Annotated in this window: 13 protein-coding genes; 3 read left to right on the forward strand and 10 right to left on the reverse strand. The window is 47.4% G+C overall.

The features are described 5' to 3' along the window. Window positions 1–170 precede the first annotated feature (170 nt). The 7 genes from QUA10_RS03270 to glyA all read right to left on the reverse strand — a co-directional run bounded on the left by QUA10_RS03270 (window position 171) and on the right by glyA (window position 6,731). Complete coding sequence (locus QUA10_RS03270; protein WP_333081026.1) at window positions 171–1,319, reverse strand: ADP-ribosylglycohydrolase family protein; 1,149 nt, start codon at window positions 1,317–1,319, stop codon at window positions 171–173. 174 nt (window positions 1,320–1,493) lie between these two features. Then, the gene (aroQ, locus tag QUA10_RS03275) at window positions 1,494–1,934 is read right to left on the reverse strand and encodes a type II 3-dehydroquinate dehydratase (RefSeq protein ID WP_138920973.1); all 441 of its coding nucleotides are present in this window, start codon (window positions 1,932–1,934) and stop codon (window positions 1,494–1,496) included. Between the two features lie 112 nt (window positions 1,935–2,046). Then, window positions 2,047–2,184, reverse strand: coding sequence for a hypothetical protein (locus QUA10_RS03280; RefSeq protein WP_333081027.1), 138 nt, complete (start codon window positions 2,182–2,184; stop codon window positions 2,047–2,049). Between the two features lie 299 nt (window positions 2,185–2,483). Further along, window positions 2,484–3,740 carry a competence/damage-inducible protein A gene (locus tag QUA10_RS03285; RefSeq protein ID WP_333081028.1) on the reverse strand — a complete coding sequence of 419 codons (1,257 nt, stop codon included), beginning with the start codon at window positions 3,738–3,740 and terminating at the stop codon, window positions 2,484–2,486. Window positions 3,741–3,753: 13 nt separating this feature from the next. Beyond that, entirely contained in the window at window positions 3,754–3,972 is a 219-nt protein-coding gene (locus QUA10_RS03290) for a hypothetical protein (RefSeq protein ID WP_333081029.1), read from the reverse strand. After that, on the reverse strand, window positions 3,938–4,993 hold the full coding sequence (locus QUA10_RS03295) for an MraY family glycosyltransferase (RefSeq protein ID WP_333081030.1): 1,056 nt from the start codon (window positions 4,991–4,993) through the stop codon (window positions 3,938–3,940). The genes QUA10_RS03290 and QUA10_RS03295 overlap by 35 nt, the downstream gene beginning before the upstream one ends. Window positions 4,994–5,447: 454 nt before the next feature. Beyond that, on the reverse strand, window positions 5,448–6,731 hold the full coding sequence (glyA, locus tag QUA10_RS03300) for a serine hydroxymethyltransferase (protein WP_333081031.1): 1,284 nt from the start codon (window positions 6,729–6,731) through the stop codon (window positions 5,448–5,450). 168 nt (window positions 6,732–6,899) lie between these two features. Here glyA and QUA10_RS03305 point away from each other — a divergent pair, with 168 nt between their 5' ends. Together QUA10_RS03305 and QUA10_RS03310 are read left to right on the forward strand one after the other, a co-directional pair. After that, window positions 6,900–7,097, forward strand: coding sequence for a hypothetical protein (locus QUA10_RS03305; RefSeq protein ID WP_190739976.1), 198 nt, complete (start codon window positions 6,900–6,902; stop codon window positions 7,095–7,097). A 142-nt stretch (window positions 7,098–7,239) separates the two neighbouring features. Further along, window positions 7,240–7,713: a Tic20 family protein gene (locus QUA10_RS03310; protein WP_333081032.1), complete on the forward strand. Its 474-nt coding sequence runs from the start codon at window positions 7,240–7,242 to the stop codon at window positions 7,711–7,713. A 218-nt stretch (window positions 7,714–7,931) separates the two neighbouring features. Here QUA10_RS03310 and QUA10_RS03315 read toward each other — a convergent pair whose 3' ends face one another. Further along, window positions 7,932–8,708, reverse strand: a complete 777-nt coding sequence (locus QUA10_RS03315) for a fumarylacetoacetate hydrolase family protein (protein WP_333081033.1) — start codon at window positions 8,706–8,708, stop codon at window positions 7,932–7,934. An 808-nt stretch (window positions 8,709–9,516) separates the two neighbouring features. On the opposite strand from QUA10_RS03315, the gene QUA10_RS03320 reads away from it, so the two are divergent. After that, window positions 9,517–16,815, forward strand: a complete 7,299-nt coding sequence (locus QUA10_RS03320) for a hypothetical protein (RefSeq protein WP_333081034.1) — start codon at window positions 9,517–9,519, stop codon at window positions 16,813–16,815. Window positions 16,816–16,995: 180 nt separating this feature from the next. Here QUA10_RS03320 and QUA10_RS03325 read toward each other — a convergent pair whose 3' ends face one another. After that, window positions 16,996–17,577: a 5-formyltetrahydrofolate cyclo-ligase gene (locus tag QUA10_RS03325; protein ID WP_333081035.1), complete on the reverse strand. Its 582-nt coding sequence runs from the start codon at window positions 17,575–17,577 to the stop codon at window positions 16,996–16,998. Between the two features lie 202 nt (window positions 17,578–17,779). Continuing rightward, window positions 17,780–19,204 carry an NB-ARC domain-containing protein gene (locus QUA10_RS03330; protein ID WP_333081036.1) on the reverse strand — a complete coding sequence of 475 codons (1,425 nt, stop codon included), beginning with the start codon at window positions 19,202–19,204 and terminating at the stop codon, window positions 17,780–17,782. Window positions 19,205–19,304 lie beyond the last annotated feature (100 nt).

Consider the following 19,304-nt stretch of genomic DNA (forward strand, 5'->3'; position numbering starts at 1 on the left):
AGATTCTCACCCCACATTCTCCTTGAACCCGGTTTTTTGGCGTAGGCGCGTCCGATTTAATTTTTCACTTTTTAATCTTTAATTGTGGCTCTCCTTAAACTTTCACTTTTGACTTGTTAATTGCTAATTGCTAATTTCTGGTTTCCCCTTACCAGTAAAAGCTCCAACCTTTATATTTTACGAGGTCTAATGACATAAGGTGCAGCCACCGATCGGGCTAGCGCTGCGGAATCCAGTCCGGCATCTGGGCTGTAAACTCCTGCCCAAACAGCAAACAGGTTATTTGCTAACTCTACAATTTTTACATCGCTGCCAGTTCCCCAGAGCGAAGGTTCTCGGCCGTCGGCTAGCTGCAGCGAATTAACTTCAGCCGAAGATACCTGTCGCCATTCTACAGGAATCGCACCAACGCCGTTATAGGCTCCAGACAAAGCTCCTGTCAAAGCGCAGGTTATTTGTCCAGCTATGCCACAGCGGGCGGCCCGCACCACTGACAAGCGCAAGTCTTCTGGGGTGTTCAAAAAGCAGTAGAAAGCTAAGGCAATGGGAATGAAATTTCCAGGGTTGACAATTGACTCGGTTTGTAATTTTTTTTCACCTTCGCCCTGTCTTTCTCGCAAAGCTGTGGCGCTTTTGCACAGATGAGTGGCGGCTGTTTCTAAATCGGCTCCCTTTTCTAGTAGTATTTGCACTTGCAGCAGCAGCTCTGTTAAGGCATTATCTGTTTTCAGGTAGGCAAGTGTTTGCTTGATCGCTGTCGCGGGGTCAAGTCTTTCTTTGAGAGATCGGGCGATCGTATATGCTACTGCTAAAATTGCTGTTTCCCATTCTGGCTGGTTTTCGTTGTGCCAAACCTCTATCGCCAGCATGATTTTTTCTCGCAGCTTGGCTTTATTTTCGTGAAAAAACATCGCGGATGGCAGCGCAGCAACAGCAGCTTCACCAGGGTTAAGCAGGGTTTGAAACTCTCTGTTGCGGGGATGGTAGATTTCCGACTTGGCAAATGCTTCCCAAGTATCGCGCCAATCTTTTAAATCTAAACCCCTACACCGAATTAAACTTTGAACACACGCTACCGCAAGTCTCCCCGATGCGGATGAGTCTCTGCGAGTTGGGATTTTACTGTTGACAGAATTCAACGCCAATGTTGCGCCACTTACGGTCAATTGTTGGTGTGTCGTCAGTTGTAGAATCGGCTGCAAGTCTTCTGTTTGGGGGGGAATACCCACGAGTTGCCTCTGGTATTGCAGGCCTATAGAGTCTCCTAAAACTGCCCCTAGGATGGTTCCTTGAAACTTGCTCAACAGGGAATGCCGCATTTGAATTTAACTCAAGTTGTTAGTAATTGGTAATTGGTAATTGGTAATTTAGAATTCTTCCTGGTTTCCTTCTTTGCGTAACTTTTGTGATTAATTTGAATTCAACCCAAACATATAAGGGCTGGTTTTCCATCTAAAACCTGCCCTTATCCGATCGCTACAATCGGTAAATTTCTAATTTTTAATCAGGTAACTAACTAGAGCTTGCAGCCCCAGCCGATAACTTTCTGAGCCAAAACCGCTGATTTGCCCGATCGCCACCGCTGCGATAAACGAGTGATGCCGAAAAGCTTCCCGCCGATAAATATTGCTCAGATGAACTTCTACCGCAGGGATATTCACTGCGGCGATCGCGTCTCTAATTGCCACACTCGTATGAGTATAAGCTCCAGCATTAATCAATAAGCCTTGGTGCTGCCCTAACATCGAGTGAATTGCATCCACCAATACCCCTTCATGATTCGACTGCTGAATTGAGACTTGCACCTGGAGGGCTTGCGCTTCTCGTTCTAGCAACTTGTTGATATCATTTAAAGTCGCAGAACCATAAACTCCAGGCTCTCGCTGACCCAATAGATTCAGATTAGGGCCGTGAAGTACCAGGATATTTAACAATTTTAAAATTTCCAGCGCAACAAAAATTATGAGAGTTTTGACATGGGATTTAGAACCAGCCTGCCACCTCAAACGTCAAACCTTAAACCTCAAGCTTCTAATTCAGTCCCGACTACCTGCGATTCCTTGGTTGGTTTACAGGAATACGAATCGGTTCAAGTTCCGGTTCAGGATCGGGACTCAGCAGTCCTTCTATCAGCTTGCGAACCCATTCTTTAATTTCTTCCAGCACCTTTTCAATGTCTTCCATTGAACGGATAGCTCCTTTTTTTATAGTCTAGATTGCTAAACCGACGGCTAAAAATCTGAAAATAAGCAAGCACGACTTTGAAACCAAAGGTCAAACTTGCTTTCTCGCTTGCTGGTTATTTTGAGCAATGGAGAGATTCAGTATATTGGCCAATCAGTCCTATCTTATTATCATAACGAATCTTTACAGATAATCAAGAGGCAAAAGGAAAATTGCCGAATTATATCAGAGTATAGAGTCTTAAATAAAGCTTAAGCTTACGATTGACTGTTGACAATTGACCAATCGTAGGATTTTTTCTACGCTTTTGCCAACAATAATTTACGCCGGAGCCGATCGAGCGCCGTACAGCTACTCAGATTCCGAATCCAATCGCGGCCTCTGGCATCGCCAAAACGGTATTCAAAACTTTCTGCGTCCCCGTGGGGCCCCGCTAAACCCACATAAACGAGTCCGACAGGCTTAGCATCTGTGCCGCCTCCGGGCCCGGCGATGCCTGTAATGCTCAATCCCCAATCGGTATTGAGGCTGGCGCGAACTCCCGCAGCCATTTGTTTTGCCACTTGGTGGCTGACTGCCCCAAATTCGGCTAAATCTTGGGGATTAACACCTAATAATCCTTCCTTAACCCGATTGTCGTAAGAAATTATCCCACCTAAAAAGTAGCTCGAACTGCCGGGAACACCAGTCAGCATCGCCCCCAATCCTCCTCCGGTGCAGGATTCAGCAACGCTAAGAGTTTGCCCGGCATCGAGCAACAATTGGCCCACAGTCGAAGCAAGGGTATCGCTATCAGCACCGTAACAGTCTAAGTCGGCAATTTGCCGCAATTGTTGTTCGATCGGCTCAATCAAGTTTTTCGCAGCCACCGACGACTCCCCGCGGGCCGAAATCCGCAGTTTGACTTCGCCGTGATTGGCGTAAGGAGCCACAGTAGGATTAGTTAAATTCAGAAAACTATCTACTTTTTCCGCCAATGCCGACTCAGCAATCCCCCAAAATTTTAATGTGCGGCTGTAAATAGTGGCGCTGCACCAGCCGCCATTTTTCAGGTAAGGAACGGCGGTTTCTTCCCACATCAATTGCATTTCCGCCGGTACGCCGGGAAATGTCATTACTGTCAGGTTAGAAACCGGCTGCCAAATAATCCCCGGTGCCGAACCGCTGCGGTTAGGCAGAATGTCCGCACTTTCTGGAATTAAAGCTTGTTTGCGATTGCTGGGGCTCATGGTGCGTCCCCGCTGGGCATATTTGTATTCGATATCTGCAATAATTTCCGGCTTTTCGATGAGGGGAACCCCAAAAAAATCGGCAATCGTTTCGACTGTGAGGTCGTCTGGTGTGGGGCCCAGGCCTCCGGTGAAAAGCAAAAGCTGCGATCGACTGACAGCGATTTCTAACACTTGTTTGATGCGTTCTGGATTGTCCCCCACCACTGTTTGATAGTAGTGAGGGATTCCGAGACTCGCTAATTCTTTGGCTAAAAACTGGGCATTGCTATTAAGAATATCGCCTAACAGCAATTCAGTGCCAACACAAATAATTTCAGCAACCATTCAATTTTAGATTTTAGATTTTGGATTTTAGATTGGCGAATTGGGCATTGGTAATTGGGCATTGGGCATTGGGAATTGGGCATTGGGCATTGGGAATTGGGCATTGGGCATTAAAAATTATTTTTCTTCCTTCTTCCTTCTTCCTTCTATCCTTTACATCCGTTACATCCGTTACATAATCCGTTGCCGAACTTTCTTCACCTAGCGTGTCTCCAAACTTTCCAGCTAGCATATCCCAGCAAACTGGTTGCACCCATAGCGTAAATTACGCCACTGGGAACCGAAAAAGCTAGGGCTAAACTTCCAACCCACAGTGTCAGGGAGTAAATAAATAAAACCGCAAATCGATGGGATAGTCCGGCTTGTAGAAGTCGGTGGTGAAGGTGGCGCTTGTCAGCAATAAACGGTGACTTGCCGTTGCGAAGTCGATCGAGAATCACCGCCGACATATCTAAAATCGGTACAGCTAAAATTAAATATGGCAGCAACACAGAAGTAACAGCCGTAGTTTTAACTAACCCAATTACTCCCACTCCAGCGAGAGTAAACCCGATAAAATAAGCCCCGCCATCTCCCATAAAGATTTGAGCCGGATTGAAGTTGTAGCGCAGAAATCCCAAGGCCCCACCAGCTAAAGCCGCTGCAATCAGGGCCGCCGCCGGTTGGTGCATCGCCAGACTGACAATCAGCATTACAACTGCTGCAATCCCTGAAACTCCGGCAGCTAAACCGTCCAAACCGTCAATCCAGTTGATGGCATTCGCCATGCCGACGAGCCAAATCACGGTAATTGGCAAGCTCAGCCAGCCAATATTAGTCAGTCCCAAGGAGGGAACTGTCAGAAACTCAATTTGTACGCCTGCCATCCAAACGATGCTGGATACGCCAACTTGCATGAGCAAGCGTTTTAAAGCCGAGAGTGAAAATAGGTCGTCTGCTAAACCGATGAGGAAGAATCCGATGCCGCCGAGGGTGACTCCCCAAATTTCGTATTCGTCTTTGGGATTGAGAACTTGTCCGTTAGCATCGATGAAGCCTCCTGAGAGCCAGACAAATAAGAGGGCAATGATAGTGCCGAGAAAGATGGAAACTCCTCCCAAGCGCACCATAGGGCGCTTGTGGACTTTTCGCTCGCCTGGCCGATCGACTCGCCCGCTTTTGAGACCAATTTTTTTGACTATTGGTGTACTCCAGAGGACGACGATCGCAGAAACCAGAAAAGCGAGTATGTGGTACAGATACTGGTACGGCATCTGAAATCAATTTTAAATAGTGCGGGGCAATTAGGCTGTCAGGCAGAGTCTACTACATTTCAGATGGCTTATAACAAGGAAACATCTTGAAGAGCGACTGGGGGTTTGGGAGTCGGAGATTTGCCGCAATGGCAGTTGCCCTGGGGCGAATTGTCAGGTTTTTCATTCATAACTCTCGAATTAACGATTTGAAATATCGACTTTTTCGCGAGCAAAAAAGTCGATATTTGGCGAGCGGGCCCAGTTGAGAGGTATCTTTCGCAACCGACAAATACCGTTAGTCAAACCAGCCCCGCCCGACAAATATCTTTACTAAAAACCGTATTGGCGATCGATATTTTTGGTGAAAACCGCTTGTCAATATCGCTACCGGCAACTCTCAATCTTTTCCTGCTCTTTTACCCTTTTACCCGTACACTTCCAACTACCAATTTCCCATTGCCGATCAGGAAAATTAAGCTAATGCCGGCACTTTCAAGTACAAGTGGGGATATAAGGGGAAGCGATCGCACAGTGCTGCTACTCGACGCAGGCAGTCGGCTGCGACGCTTTCATCATCTGGATTTAGCAGGCGATCGGCAATAATATTGCCAATCTCGGTAAATTCTGCTGTTCCCATTCCCCTCGTGGTCATCGCCGGCGAACCGAGTCTCAAACCGCTGGTTACAAAGGGCGATGCCGGATCGAAAGGCACGGTATTTTTATTAGCAGTAATATTCACACCGCTGACTAATTGGTCCGCTCGCTTGCCTGTCATATTTGCCGATCGCAAATCAACTAGCATTAAGTGATTGTCCGTGCCGCCGGAAACGAGTTTTAAACCCCGCTGCTGCAACTGTGCAGCTAAAGCCCGTGCATTTTCAATTACTTGACCGGAATAAGTTTTAAATTCAGGCTTTAATGCTTCGCCGAAAGCTACTGCTTTGCCCGCAATGACGTGTTCTAAGGGCCCACCTTGAGTGCCGGGGAACACTGCTTTGTCAAATTTTTTACCTAATTCCGGGTCATTGGTCATAATCAAGCCACCACGGGGGCCACGCAGGGTTTTGTGAGTGGTGGTGGTGACTGCGTGACAGTGGGGGAGGGGGTTGGGGTGATGCCCTGTGGCGACTAACCCGGCGATGTGGGCGATGTCGGCGAGCAGGTAGGCTCCGATTTCGTCGGCGATCGCTCTAAACTTCTCAAAGTCGATAATTCGCGAATATGCTGAATAGCCACAAATTAGCAATTTCGGTCGGTTTTCTTTGGCGAGTGCCAAAATTTCGTCATAGTCAAGCTGTTCTGTTTCTTGGCTGACGCCGTAGTGAAAAGCTTTGAACCATTTGCCGGATACGTTGACCGGCGAACCGTGGGTCAAGTGTCCGCCGTGGGACAAATCCATGCCCATTATTCCGTCTCCGGGTTCCAGTAAGCTCAAAAATACTGCAAAGTTGGCTTGAGCGCCGGAGTGGGGCTGGACGTTGGCGTGAGCGGCTCCAAATAGCTGTTTGGCGCGATCGATCGCAATTTGCTCGATGCCGTCAATAAATTCGCAGCCGCCGTAGTACCGTTTCGCTGGCAGTCCTTCGGCGTATTTATTGGTCAGCACTGAGCCTTGAGCTGCCATTACCGCTGCGGAGGTAAAGTTTTCGCTGGCGATGAGTTCTAGGTGGTCTCGCTGCCGCTGGAGCTCTTGCCCGATTAAATCGGCAATTAGCGGATCGGTTTTGGAAAGGAATTCTAAGTTAGTGTCCGTCACAATAATCAACCTCTTGACAGTTTTGGGATTGGGAATTGGGGATCTTATACCGTACTACGGATTTCGCACCATTGACATAAATATTACGTTGTGTTCAGGTTAAGCGGTTTGTCCCCAACTCCTGACATACAATGAAATTACTGGTGTGAAACCTGCCGGAGGTATCAAATGTTAGTCATTTTAATGGAAAATCAGATGCTTGCCCCTCAGTGTGTTTGCCAAAGTTGTTTGCTGGCAGATCGCACGGGCCAACCGCGCTGGAGTGGTGGAGAGCTTCGCTGTGGACATCCAGTTGCTAAACCTACGGAAAATTTGCCCGATCGGTACGAGTGTCAAATGGGCTTCACGATCGCTAATATTAAATAAGAAAGCCTGCATCTGGTAGTTGAGGCTGCTCTTGGCTGAGTGAAAAGCCAATTCCGGGCGTGTCGGAACACAAACCCTGCTGCTGCGTTATCCTGAGTTTAATGGAATTCATAGTTAATCGATCGACTCAGGAGAGTTCATTATGACTTGGCGCGGATCTACAACTGTTCCAGACCGGATTTTTGCTTCTTTGCCTTATTTACTCCCGTTGGTTGACGGGCTTGCCTTTGGCAGGTTTCTGTTTACACAGTTTCCTGTCCTGCAACTGTTGTTGATACCGCTAGCTCCATTGATGCAAATTTATAGTTTGCCCTTTGCTAGCTTGATTATCTTCTTTGCCCTGTATTTAGGAGTAGTTAGAAACGAAAACATCAGTCACTTCATTCGTTTTAATGCGATGCAGGCGATTCTTTTAGACATTGTTTTGATGCTGTGCGGTCTGGTTTTGCCGATCTTTTCTAACGGCCTCCAAGTCGCATTTATTGCGGAAACTCTGTATAACATGGTGTTTTTGGGCGCTTTTGCTGCATTTGTCTATGCAGTCGTGCAGTCGCTTTTGGGACGCTATGCAGAGATTCCTCCGCTTTCGGATGCTGTGTATATGCAGGTTCGTTAGTTAGTTGACTGTTGGCAGTTGGCAGTTGACAGTTGGGAGTTGGCAGTTGCTAGTTGGTTATTATTTGTTGGTTCTAATGCCCAATGCCCAATGCCCAATAACTAATAACCAATAACTAAGCTGTTAGTCATTTAAATTTATTGCCTCAACCCCTTGCAGTATGGGGTCTGGCCCACAAATAGTGCAGTTTGAATGTCGAACAGCTTAATAACCAATAACTAATAACCAATAACTACTGTATTTTCAAGACTGCCGATGCCTTCAATTTCGATGCGGACTCGATCGCCTATTTGTAGCGGCCCTACTCCTTGCGGAGTTCCAGTCAGTATCACATCGCCGGGAATTAGGGTCATTATTTGACTGATGTAGGAGACGAGAAAGTCTGGGGAAAATACCATGCGATCGATCTGGGATGACTGTACCGGTCGCTCGCTCTCATTGACAAAAGTCTGCAATTGTGCAGCAGGACTCAGTTCGCGGACAATCCAAGGCCCCAAGGGACAAAAAGTATCGAACCCTTTGGCCCTCGCCCACTGGTTGTCCCGCTTTTGCAAATCTCTGGCTGTTACGTCATTGGCGATCGTATAGCCCCAAATTTTGCTGTGTGCTTGTTCGGGAGTGCAGTTGGTACAATGTTCGCCAATTACCAGGGCTAATTCTCCCTCGTAGTCTACCCTTTCCGACTGCTGCGGATAGCGAATCGCTGCACCTGCAGGTATGACTGCACTCGGAGGCTTGAAAAACAACAGGGGTTCTTCCGGTACTGGGGTTCCCATCTCGGCGGCGTGATCGACATAATTTTTGCCTACGGCTACAATTTTTGAGGGAGAGCACGGGGCGAGAATTTGGTAAGTATCTGGTGCAAGTTCCAAATCGGTTGGTTGTCCTTTTAACCAGGGCGGTGCATCAAATACTTGAACGCTGTGGCCCAGTTGCAGTAAACCGTAATGGATGTGTCCTTGTGTTGTTTTTACTCGAACGTAGCGCTGGGCCATAGTATTTTAGATTTTAGATTTTAGATTCTAGATTAAAAGGATAGCGGAATAGGACTTGCAGTACGATGTTCTCTCAACAATCGTCAGGGTTACTACGGGCAAATCATGGTAAAGAGTGCTCATATGCCCTATTTCCCCAAGATGCGACTTCTACGATATTATGTCATCGTTTCCTGACAATTAGGTTTCTACGGGGAATTCAGTGCAAATACTGAGTTGACCAATTACCCTCGATTGGCCTACGCAATATTTACGTGATCAAAATCAAATTTGTGTGAAGTAATAGCAAAGAACCTATTTCTTTGTGAGTAAATTAGCAATTATGCTTAGAGGTTTATACAGGATTTTCCGAACACGTAATTAGTACAATCGCACTAATGAGAGAAATTAATTGCGATCGGGCCTTTACGTCCTTTCCCTAAACGTGTTTTTGGTGTAATCTTGCTAGTAAATAAAATACGCATCAGTATCAGTTCGGAAGAACAACAGAGATAGATCGAAATTACGAAATTTCTATTGGGGGGGTGCATGAAGATTGATATTAAAGATTTTAGAGAAGCGCGCACTTGGGAAATTTCCAGGGGCGTATTTTGATGTGACGGTCTTTATGCAAAGTTTTGTAACAATTTCGGCAAAACGGCATAAAAATTAGGGGTTCACCCCGATAGGTTTTATAGAAGGTAATACTGGCGCGATCGCGTTCATTATTTCCTCATAGTATCGCTTCGTAAAAAAGGCGAGTAACTTTTGCGTATCTGCATTTACATTGTTCAGGGTTCACTAACATAATTGATTGGAGAAAAAAGCCATGTTGACTTCTAATAACTCACTCAACACTTTAATCGCAACATCTCTGCAACAGGTTTACAGCACCTTAAATAATTTTGCCAATAGTGATGATTTTCTTGCCAAAATTCAATCTATTTTTGGTACGAACTTTGACGCGAGTAAGTTAGAAGAAATCCGCCAGCAGTGGATTAACAGTAATTTTACATCTCTGCCACTGATTGAAATTCGCAGTGGTTCAGAACTCCAAGGGGCTAATGCTGCTTATGCAGGTTCAAATAATACTATTTATGTTTCTCAAGACTTTTTGACTAAATATACTGATAATCTGCAAGCGATTACCAGTGTTTTATTGGAAGAAATTGGTCATTCTGTGGATTGGCATATTAATACTTCTGATACTCCTGGGGATGAAGGGGAGTTCTTTTCTAATGTGGTACAAGGGATTAATTTGAGTGAGGTGCAGATTAAGGCGTTGCAGAGTGAGAATGATTCAGTTTTATTAAATTTTTCGGGAAATAGTTCAGAAAGTTATTCAGATACCGAGTTAGTTGCCTTTCCTTTATTAAATAGTTTTTCTCAGGGAGAAACATCTAGTCCAAATGATTACACATGGGGAGATTTTAAAACTGTTTTAAACTCAGTTATTGAAAGACGGGGTAAAACCAGTGTTCTTTTTACAAATGGTATTTTTACAACACCTAAAAATTTAGAAGACTCTAGAAAAGCCATTCAAGATAAATTCAATCTTAAAGATTGGAGTGATGAAATACCAGATTATTTAACATCAGTGAAAATACATGAAGGAAAAGAATTATTTCAAGTAGTTTATAATGAAACACAAGGTAGCCCACTAGATAACTTAGCAGCCGTTTTTGGAGATTTGAATAAAGCTCTTTTTCAACCAACGCTTAACAAATACATAGAAGGCTGGAAGAAAAAATTTAAAGATATCAAAGATGCACCAAAAATACCAGGTGATCCCCAAGCTGAAGAATGGATTTTAAAGGATTCAAACTCTACACCGCAAGATATCGAACAATTTCAAGTGTTTAAATTCTTAGATAAGGTACAAGGTCTTGGAATATCGGCACTAATTGATCCTCAATTAGATTATGAAGCTGTATCTAAACTTGTCAAATTATTGTGTCCTGATGAGTTAAAAGGTTTTGTTCAGTATGTGGAAAGCCAAAATAAGACTGACTTACAAGAAGCGATTATTCAATTTTTTTCATTTTCAGCATCATCAGTCAGTACAAAAGTAAGCGATCAATGGACTAAGCCTTTTCTTGAATTCCTTCAGCAAAAAGATAGTTTGGGGCAAGAAAAAAATTCGACAATACTAATGGCTCACTCCCAAGGCAATTTCTTTATAGAAGACGGGTTATTGTCAACACCAGGATTTAAAAATTATGCAGATAAGCTGAGAATATTAGCTTTTGGATCTCCAACAAATTACTCTTCCCTTCAAAAGGAGTATGGATTAGTAGCTAATGTAATCAATGAAAAAACTACACTAGGAGACCTCAATGATGCTTATAATATAGAAGGAGTATTGCCATTTGGTTTAGGAACTGTACTTCGTTCATATTTATTCTTTACAAAAGGACCGACTTTTGAAGGCAAAGATTTAATTACAAGTCTTCAGTTTGATAATGATGGAGAAAATAAAGAATTTGAGAAATTAAAGCATCTTTTAAAAGCTTTCCCAAAAATTGATAATTTAACGAACGCTGCTCTTGGTGGGCTACTACATGACTTTAATACTTTATACACTCAAGAAAATAACCTGGGATGGTTTCAGCAATTTTTTAAAGAGGTAAATCCTCAAGGATATTATTTTCCTGATGCACCAGTTCGAGATTATTATTCATTAACTGTAAATGGGAAAGAATACAGCGATTGGATAGAAGGTTCTCCTTATGATTTATCTGGGGGCCAGTTCATCAGCGGAAACGGAGGCAATGATGTAATCCGAGGAAATGCCTATAATGACCAGATAAGAGGGGGGGCTGGATGGGACTTTATTGATGGAGGAAGTGGCAAAGATAAAGCTTTGTATGATAAAAGTGATCGCGGGATCAGAGTAGATTACACAAATGAATACGCTAGTTCTGATGCCTATAAAGTAGAAGATGGATATGGCTCAATAGATATCCTTCTTGAAATAGAAGAAATTTCGGGATCAGATCATCCCGATCAATTCTTTGGTGGCTATGGAAAAGATATTTTCTATGGTCGAGGTGGTGATGATACATTAAAAGGAGAAGGTGGAGATGATTACTTTGAGGGCAACGAAGGCAATGACTACTTTGAAGGTGGTAAAGGTAATGATACCTTTTATGCTGCTGACGGTAATGATAAGGCTTATGGCGGTGAAGATAATGATTTTATCAGGGGAGAAAATGGAAGAGATACTATCTATGGTGGTGGTGGTGATGATAATGTTGGTGGCGGCTTTCATCAAGGCTCAAGCTGGTTCGATGGGACTATTGATGAAAATGGTTCCAATTCAGAAGCAAGTTTTACAATAGCAGGTCTAGGTGTTGATGCAGAAGCAAGTACCACCCGTTTTGCTGCTAATAATACTAATACCAGTCCCACCACTAAAATCTATGCCGAAGCCAACTTCCAAACACAACAAGAAGATGATGGTGACGATCTAATCTATGGGGGTAAAGGCAACGATAGCATAGCAGGAGATGAAGGCAACGACGAAATCTTTGGTGATGAAGATAACGATTTAATCTTGGGTAATACAGGAGAGGATAAAATCTCTGGGGGTAGCGACCAAGATAAAGTTTTTGGGGGTAAAGGCAATGATATCCTCAACGGCGACTCCGGCGACGACACCGTATTTGGCAATGAAGGAAACGACACCCTCAGTGGTGGTACTGACCAAGACGAACTCTACGGCGGCGAAAACGAAGACATCCTCAACGGCAACGATGGCCAAGACACCCTCTACGGCGAACTCGGAAACGACCAACTCAACGGCGATGCTGGCGACGACACCCTGTTTGGTCAACAAGGAAACGACACCCTCAGCGGTGGCACCGACCAAGACCAACTCTACGGCGGTGATAACGAAGACATCCTCAACGGCAACGACGGCCAAGACACCCTCTACGGCGAACTCGGAAACGACCAACTCAACGGCGACTCCGGCAACGACACCCTTTTAGGCCAACAAGGAAACGACACCCTCAGCGGTGGCACCGACCAAGACGAACTCTACGGCGGCGAAAACGAAGACATCCTCAACGGCAACGACGGCCAAGACACCCTCTACGGCGGCAAAGGCCAAGACCAACTCAACGGCGATGCCGGCAACGACTCCCTCTTAGGTCAAGACGGCCAAGACACCCTCAGCGGCGGCACCGACCAAGACACCCTCTATGGCGGCAAAGGAGAAGACCTCCTCCAAGGCGAAGCCGGCAACGACATCCTCTACGGCAACCTCGATAACGATACCCTCTATGGCGGAGACAACGCCGACATCCTCTACGGCCAAGAAGGCGACGACCAACTCGGCGGCGATGCCGGCAACGACACTCTCTACGGTGCCGAAGGAACCGACCTCCTCAACGGCGGCGATAACGACGACCTCCTCTACGGCAACATCGGCAACGACACCCTCAACGGCGACAACGGCAACGACCTCGCCTACGGCGAACTCGGAGACGACCTCCTCAACGGTGGCGGTGACAGCGACACCCTCTACGGCCAAGAAGGTTTTGACAACATCAAGGGCGACGCGGGTAACGACTTCCTCTACGGCGGTAAAGACAACGACACCCTCGCGGGCGGCGACGACGCAGACCTCCTCTACGGCCAAGAAGGCAACGACCAACTCGGAGGCGATGCCGGCAACGACACCCTCTACGGTGCCGAAGGAACCGACCTTCTCAACGGCGGCGAAAACGACGACCTTCTCTACGGCGCAACCGGCAACGACACCCTCAACGGCGACAACGGCAACGACCTCGCCTACGGGGAACTCGGCAACGACCTCCTCAACGGCGGCGGCAACAACGACACCCTCTACGGTGCCGAAGGAACCGACATCATCAACGGCGACAGTGGCGACGACAACCTCTATGGCGGCATCGACAACGACACCCTCAACGGCGGTAGCGACAATGACCTCATCTATGGCGAACAAAATCAAGACCTCCTACACGGCGACAGCGGTAACGACACCCTCAGCGGCGGCGACAATGCCGACTTAATGTATGGCGACGGCGACAACGACCTAATGACCGGGGATGCCGGCCAAGACACCCTCAGCGGTGGCGACGGCGACGACAACCTCAGCGGCAACGCCGACAACGACATTCTCCAGGGAGATGCCGGCAAAGACCAACTTTTCGGCAACGACGGCGAAGACCTACTCTATGGCGGCGATAACGAAGACACCCTCAGCGGTGGCACAGGCAAAGACCTACTCTGGGGGAATAACGGCGCAGATGTCCTGCAAGGCGACGCAGACAAAGACACCCTTTACGGAGGCAACGACAACGACTTCCTAGACGGAGGGGATGCCGCCGACGAACTTTACGGCGAAAACGGCAACGACGAACTACACGGCCGCGCTGGTACAGACTTACTCCGAGGTGGAGAAGACAACGACCTCCTCTTTGGCGAAGGCGAAGACGACAAACTCTACGGCGACGCAGGCAAAGACACCATCAACGGCGACAGTGGCAACGACTTGCTAGAAGGCGGTAGCGACGACGACCTTCTCAACGGCGGCGACGGCAAAGACCTCCTCTACGGCCAAACCGGTAACGACATCATCAATGGCGATGCAGGGGAAGACAAACTCTGGGGAGGGGAAGACAACGATACCCTCAACGCCGGCGACGGTGAAGACCAACTTTGGGGAGAAACCGGCAATGACTCCCTAGACGGTGGCAACGGCAACGACCAACTCGAAGGCGGCGACGGCAACGACATACTCCAAGGTCAAGCAGGCAAAGACCTCCTAGACGGCGGTGCCAACAACGACACCCTCTACGGCGGCGACGACGATGATAAAGTATTCGGTCGCACCGGTGACGACTACCTAGACGGCGGCAATGGCAACGACCAATTAGAAGGGGAAGAAGGCAACGACATCATCTTCGGTCAAGCAGGCGAAGACCAACTCGACGGCGGTATTGGCAACGACACCCTTGCCGGTGGCGACGGCGAAGACCAACTCTTAGGTCAAGCAGGCGACGACTCAATGGACGGCGGGGCCGGCAACGACCAACTCAAAGGCGGCGACGGCAACGACGAACTCTTAGGCCAAGGAGGAGAAGACAAACTCGATGGCGGCGACGGTAACGACATCCTCCGAGGCGGCGATGGCAACGACGAACTCGAAGGCAAAAACGGCGACGACTCCCTCTACGGCGGTGCCGGCAACGACATTTTCGATGGCGGTTTAGGTAATAACCTCCTAGCAGGGGAAGAAGGCGACGACCTCCTCATCGGCAACAACGGCCTCGACACCCTCTTAGGCGGCGACGGCAATGACACCCTCGACGGCAAAAACAACGACGACTCCCTCGATGGCGGTGCCGGCAACGACATCATCGACGGCCGCGAAGGCAACGACAGCTTAGAAGGGGGTAGCGGCGACGACTACATGGACGGCCGCGAAGGCAACGACTGGATGAAAGGCGGCGACGGCAAAGACACCCTCTTAGGACGTTCCGGCGACGACAACATGGGTGGCGGCGGAGACAACGACATCATCGAAGGCAGTGCGGGCAACGACACCCTCGACGGCGGTGCAGGTTTCGACAGTATTTACGGCGGTGCCGGCAACGACACCCTTTTAGGTAACGAAGATGGTGACATTATCTACGGAGATTCCGGCGATGATTCCATCCTTGGCGGCAACGGCAATGACGTAATCTACGGCGAAGTCGGCAACGATAACCTCTATGGCGGTGGCGGTCAAGATATCTTCATGCTTTCTCCTGGTGAGGGAGTAGATATCATCTGGGATTTTGCCATCGGTGACGATACCCTCGGTGTATTAAAAGGACTCAGAAATGACGAATTAGAGTTTACCAACGGCACCGGCGAGAATGCCAAAGATACTTTAGTCTGGCGTGGCAAAGGCAAAAATAATGAACTTTTAGCCATCCTTAAAAACTTACAATTCGGCACGCCAACACCTACGGAAACACCTGCACCATCGGTAACACCTGCACCCACGGAAACACCAACACCATCGGAAACACCAACACCATCGGTGACACCAACACCATCGGTGACACCAACACCCACGGAAACACCTGCGGAAACACCTGCGGTAACACCTGCACCATCTGTAACACCTGCGGTAACGCCTGCACCATCGGTAACGCCTGCGGTAACGCCTGGGGTAACGCCTGCACCTGCGGTAACACCAGCACCTGCGGTAACGCCTGGGGTAACGCCTGCACCATCGGTAACGCCTGCGGTAACACCAGCACCTGCGGTAACGCCTGCGGTAACGCCTGCACCATCGGTAACACCAGCACCTGCGGTAACGCCTGCGGTAACGCCTGTACCATCGGCAACACCTGCGGTAACGCCTGCACCTGCGGTAACGCCTGCACCATCGGCAACACCATCGGCAACACCTGCGGTAACACCAGCACCATCGGTAACACCTGCGATAACGCCTGCACCATCGACAACACCTACGCCATCGGTAACGCCTACACCAGGCGAAACACCCACGCCATCGATAACGCCTACACCATCAGTAACGCCTGCACCTGCACCTTCGCCCGTCCCTGGTATCCTCCTAATAGGTAACTCAGGCTCTAGTTCCCTGATTGGCAATGCAGGCGATGACACCCTGATGGGCAATGCAGGCGATGACAGCATTCTCGGTGGTGCCGGCAACGACAGCCTCAACGCCGACACCGGCAATGATTACCTCGACGGTGAAGCCGGCAACGACACCCTCACCGGTCAAAATGGTACTGATTCCCTATTCGGTGGCTTTGGTGAGGACTGGCTTGATGGTGGTGCTAATAAAGACACCCTCACGGGCGGAATGGGTGACGACACCCTCACGGGCGGAAACGGCCAAGACTTATTGGTTTTTGCCTCTGGAAACGGAATTGATACCTTACTTGACTTCACTGCCACAGGTGGCAATAAAGATATTCTGGGTTTGACGGGCGGCTTGACATTTGCTCAGCTAACCATTGCCCCAGACTCCAATCCTGCAAATACCATCATCAAGGTAACTGCTACCAATGAAGTCTTAGCGGTTTTAACTGGCGTGCCAGCAGCTTCCCTCAACAGTTCCCATTTCCTCACCATCTAGGCAACCGGGGCCCATCGGTTAAATTATCAATGCGAATCGAGGTTTGAATCCCAGTTCAAACCTCGGTTTCGGGATATGATTGAACTCTTTCAAACGGCTAGATTCAAATCTGGATAATAACGAGACAAATCAATAACTCTTATAGACTTAATTGGGGAAAATTAATTTGTCGATCGACCTTTAAGATTTTGGCTGTATTATTTTTAACCCGCTTTCCGTGCAGATTCCGTGCAGCGGTTTGTCCCAGGAGTCAACGGGTAGTTGGGCGAGCAAGGCAAATTCAAAGATTGTGCCGATCGTAACTTTTGATTCCCACTCAGCTAAACTGAGCATTCGATCGTAATAGCCGCCGCCGTAGCCCAAGCGATAGGCGCCAACATCGCACCCTACTGCGGGTACGAGAATTAAATCTACTTCTGAGCAATCTATTTTAGGAGCATCCGGCAGGGGTTCGAGTATGCCATAAGCTCCAGTATGTAAAGCATCTCCGGGCTGCCAGATGTGCCAGGATAGCTCTTTGCCGACACAGCGGGGAAATCCCCATTTGCGGGGAGTTACAAATAGGGGACTTAAATCGGGTTCTTGGCGACAACTGAAGTAGGCGAGGATTGTTTTTGCTTGGGTGAATAGGGGCGAGTTTTGCAGGTGATTGCAGAGGCGATCGCTCTTTTGTCTCCATTCTTGTGCTGATAGGGATTTGCGAGTGTTGAGGAGCGATTTTCTTAATTCTGTTTTAGTTAATGAAGGTTCAGCAGTATTCATATTTGCGATCAAATCTCTCGTTTGACTTCCAGTCCGACAGGGGTTTTCCACCCCTGTCTCACAGCGAAAGTCCTCTAAAAGAGGACTACAACAATTAATTGCATTTTCATGACATTCTGTAGTCGGTTTTAACCGACTTTAGCTTTGAGGCAGGGGTTTCAACCCCTGCCGGAATGTCGGAATGTCGGACGGTCGGAAAGTATCAACCAACTGGATTTGAGAGCACATATTGTCTCACCACAGGACAAACACTGAATAGCGTTTCATTCTCCTGTTCTTCTATTTCAATTAACGATCGCCTCCCCAAAGATTGCAGCCCGTTGAATAACTCAGAGGGCGATAAATCGGCATCTTGTAGCAATTCCTCTATTGAAACTGAATTTGCTTCGAGGCTGAGTCGGGAGATTAGCTTTTTCTCTAATTCTGACAAACGATTTATCTGCGGGTACAATGTTGCTGCCAATTCTTCCCCTAAGAATAGCCTATCATATTTCAAAAATTCTGCAACCCTACCTCGGAATATTTCTTGAATGGTGGTGGCGACTATTTTTAACCACAATGGATTGCCTCGGTAGGCGTTAATTAGGTTTTCCCATGTTTCGGGATTGAGTAAACTTTTTTGTCGGAAAATTTCGACTGCTGCTGCACCTATGCCTTTGAGTTGCAAGGCGCGCACTGGTGAATTTTCACCTTTTAAGGCGGTAATTTCTCTGGGTGGTTCCCAACTGTTGAGGATTAAGCAACTGTTGTGGGTAGTTTCTCCGATTTGTCTGAAGAGGATGCTGTAATTTTCGCATTCGGGGCGGTAATTTCCTGCTAATTTTCCGCTGCTGAGAATGGTTTGCACGTCGTCGAGGATAATGAGACAGCGGGTTTTTCGCAGATATTCCATTAATAGGGAAAGGCGATCGGGAATGCTGGTAGGGAGTTCGATTTCGGGTTTATTTAAGAGAAATTCTAGGAAATTTTTTAGGGTTGTTTCTAAGGGTGGGGAGTGGCGGAGACTTCGCCAGATGACGTATTCAAAGTTATGCTGAATTTTTTGGATGAGGTGGAGGGAAAGGGCGGTTTTGCCGATGCCGGTTATTCCTAATATGGCTGCAAGGTTGCACTTGTCTTGAACGATCGATTTTTCGAGGGTGGCGAGTTCGGATGTGCGTGAAGCGAAGCTATCGCCATCAGGCGAATCGCACAATGATGAAATATGAGGTGCGTCTGCTAAGTCTAGTCTGGTTTGGGGTTTGGAGGTGTCTGAGGTGGGGGTTGAGGGCGATCGGGTTTTTGGAATTTCTGAAGCTTGCAAACTATTATCACAGACATTTACATTACCAATCTGTAAAGAATTTTTTCCATAATTTGAAAAGTAGGCAAATTGCGACCTCTCCAATGCCGACCTAAAATTTAATTTATTGACATTTTCACCTAATACATCTGAGAGTAGTTGCCATAATTCCGATGCGACATTTCTGACATGACCTTCTGTGCAGTGAGATTCTTCTGCTATTTTAGAGTATCTTTGACCTTTCCATACACCCAGCAGGATAGCTTTTTGCATATCCTCCAAATGTTCTCCCGTCTTGGCGAAAACCATGTCATCGGCAAATCTCAAGACTTCTTGAACGTTCATTAGTCAGGTAGGCGTGAAAGTTTTGCCTATTTTATCATATTTTTTATGACATTTTCTGACAAAGATGACACAATCTGACGTTTTCTGAGAGAGCGATCGT

This window comes from Microcoleus sp. Pol8_D6, from assembly GCF_036700965.1.
Lineage (GTDB): Bacteria > Cyanobacteriota > Cyanobacteriia > Cyanobacteriales > Microcoleaceae > Microcoleus.

Excerpts from the sequence above, each read along its gene's own strand:
- QUA10_RS03270 (WP_333081026.1), bottom strand. The coding sequence starts at position 1,319 with ATGCGGCATTCCCTGTTGAGCAAGTTTCAAGGAACCATCCTAGGGGCA.
- QUA10_RS03285 (WP_333081028.1), bottom strand. The coding sequence starts at position 3,740 with ATGGTTGCTGAAATTATTTGTGTTGGCACTGAATTGCTGTTAGGCGAT.
- QUA10_RS03310 (WP_333081032.1), top strand. The coding sequence starts at position 7,240 with ATGACTTGGCGCGGATCTACAACTGTTCCAGACCGGATTTTTGCTTCT.
- QUA10_RS03330 (WP_333081036.1), bottom strand. The coding sequence starts at position 19,204 with ATGAACGTTCAAGAAGTCTTGAGATTTGCCGATGACATGGTTTTCGCC.
- QUA10_RS03280 (WP_333081027.1), bottom strand. The coding sequence starts at position 2,184 with ATGGAAGACATTGAAAAGGTGCTGGAAGAAATTAAAGAATGGGTTCGC.
- QUA10_RS03315 (WP_333081033.1), bottom strand. The coding sequence starts at position 8,708 with ATGGCCCAGCGCTACGTTCGAGTAAAAACAACACAAGGACACATCCAT.
- QUA10_RS03320 (WP_333081034.1), top strand. The coding sequence starts at position 9,517 with ATGTTGACTTCTAATAACTCACTCAACACTTTAATCGCAACATCTCTG.
- QUA10_RS03295 (WP_333081030.1), bottom strand. The coding sequence starts at position 4,993 with ATGCCGTACCAGTATCTGTACCACATACTCGCTTTTCTGGTTTCTGCG.
- QUA10_RS03325 (WP_333081035.1), bottom strand. The coding sequence starts at position 17,577 with ATGAATACTGCTGAACCTTCATTAACTAAAACAGAATTAAGAAAATCG.
- QUA10_RS03290 (WP_333081029.1), bottom strand. The coding sequence starts at position 3,972 with ATGCTAGCTGGAAAGTTTGGAGACACGCTAGGTGAAGAAAGTTCGGCA.
- QUA10_RS03305 (WP_190739976.1), top strand. The coding sequence starts at position 6,900 with ATGTTAGTCATTTTAATGGAAAATCAGATGCTTGCCCCTCAGTGTGTT.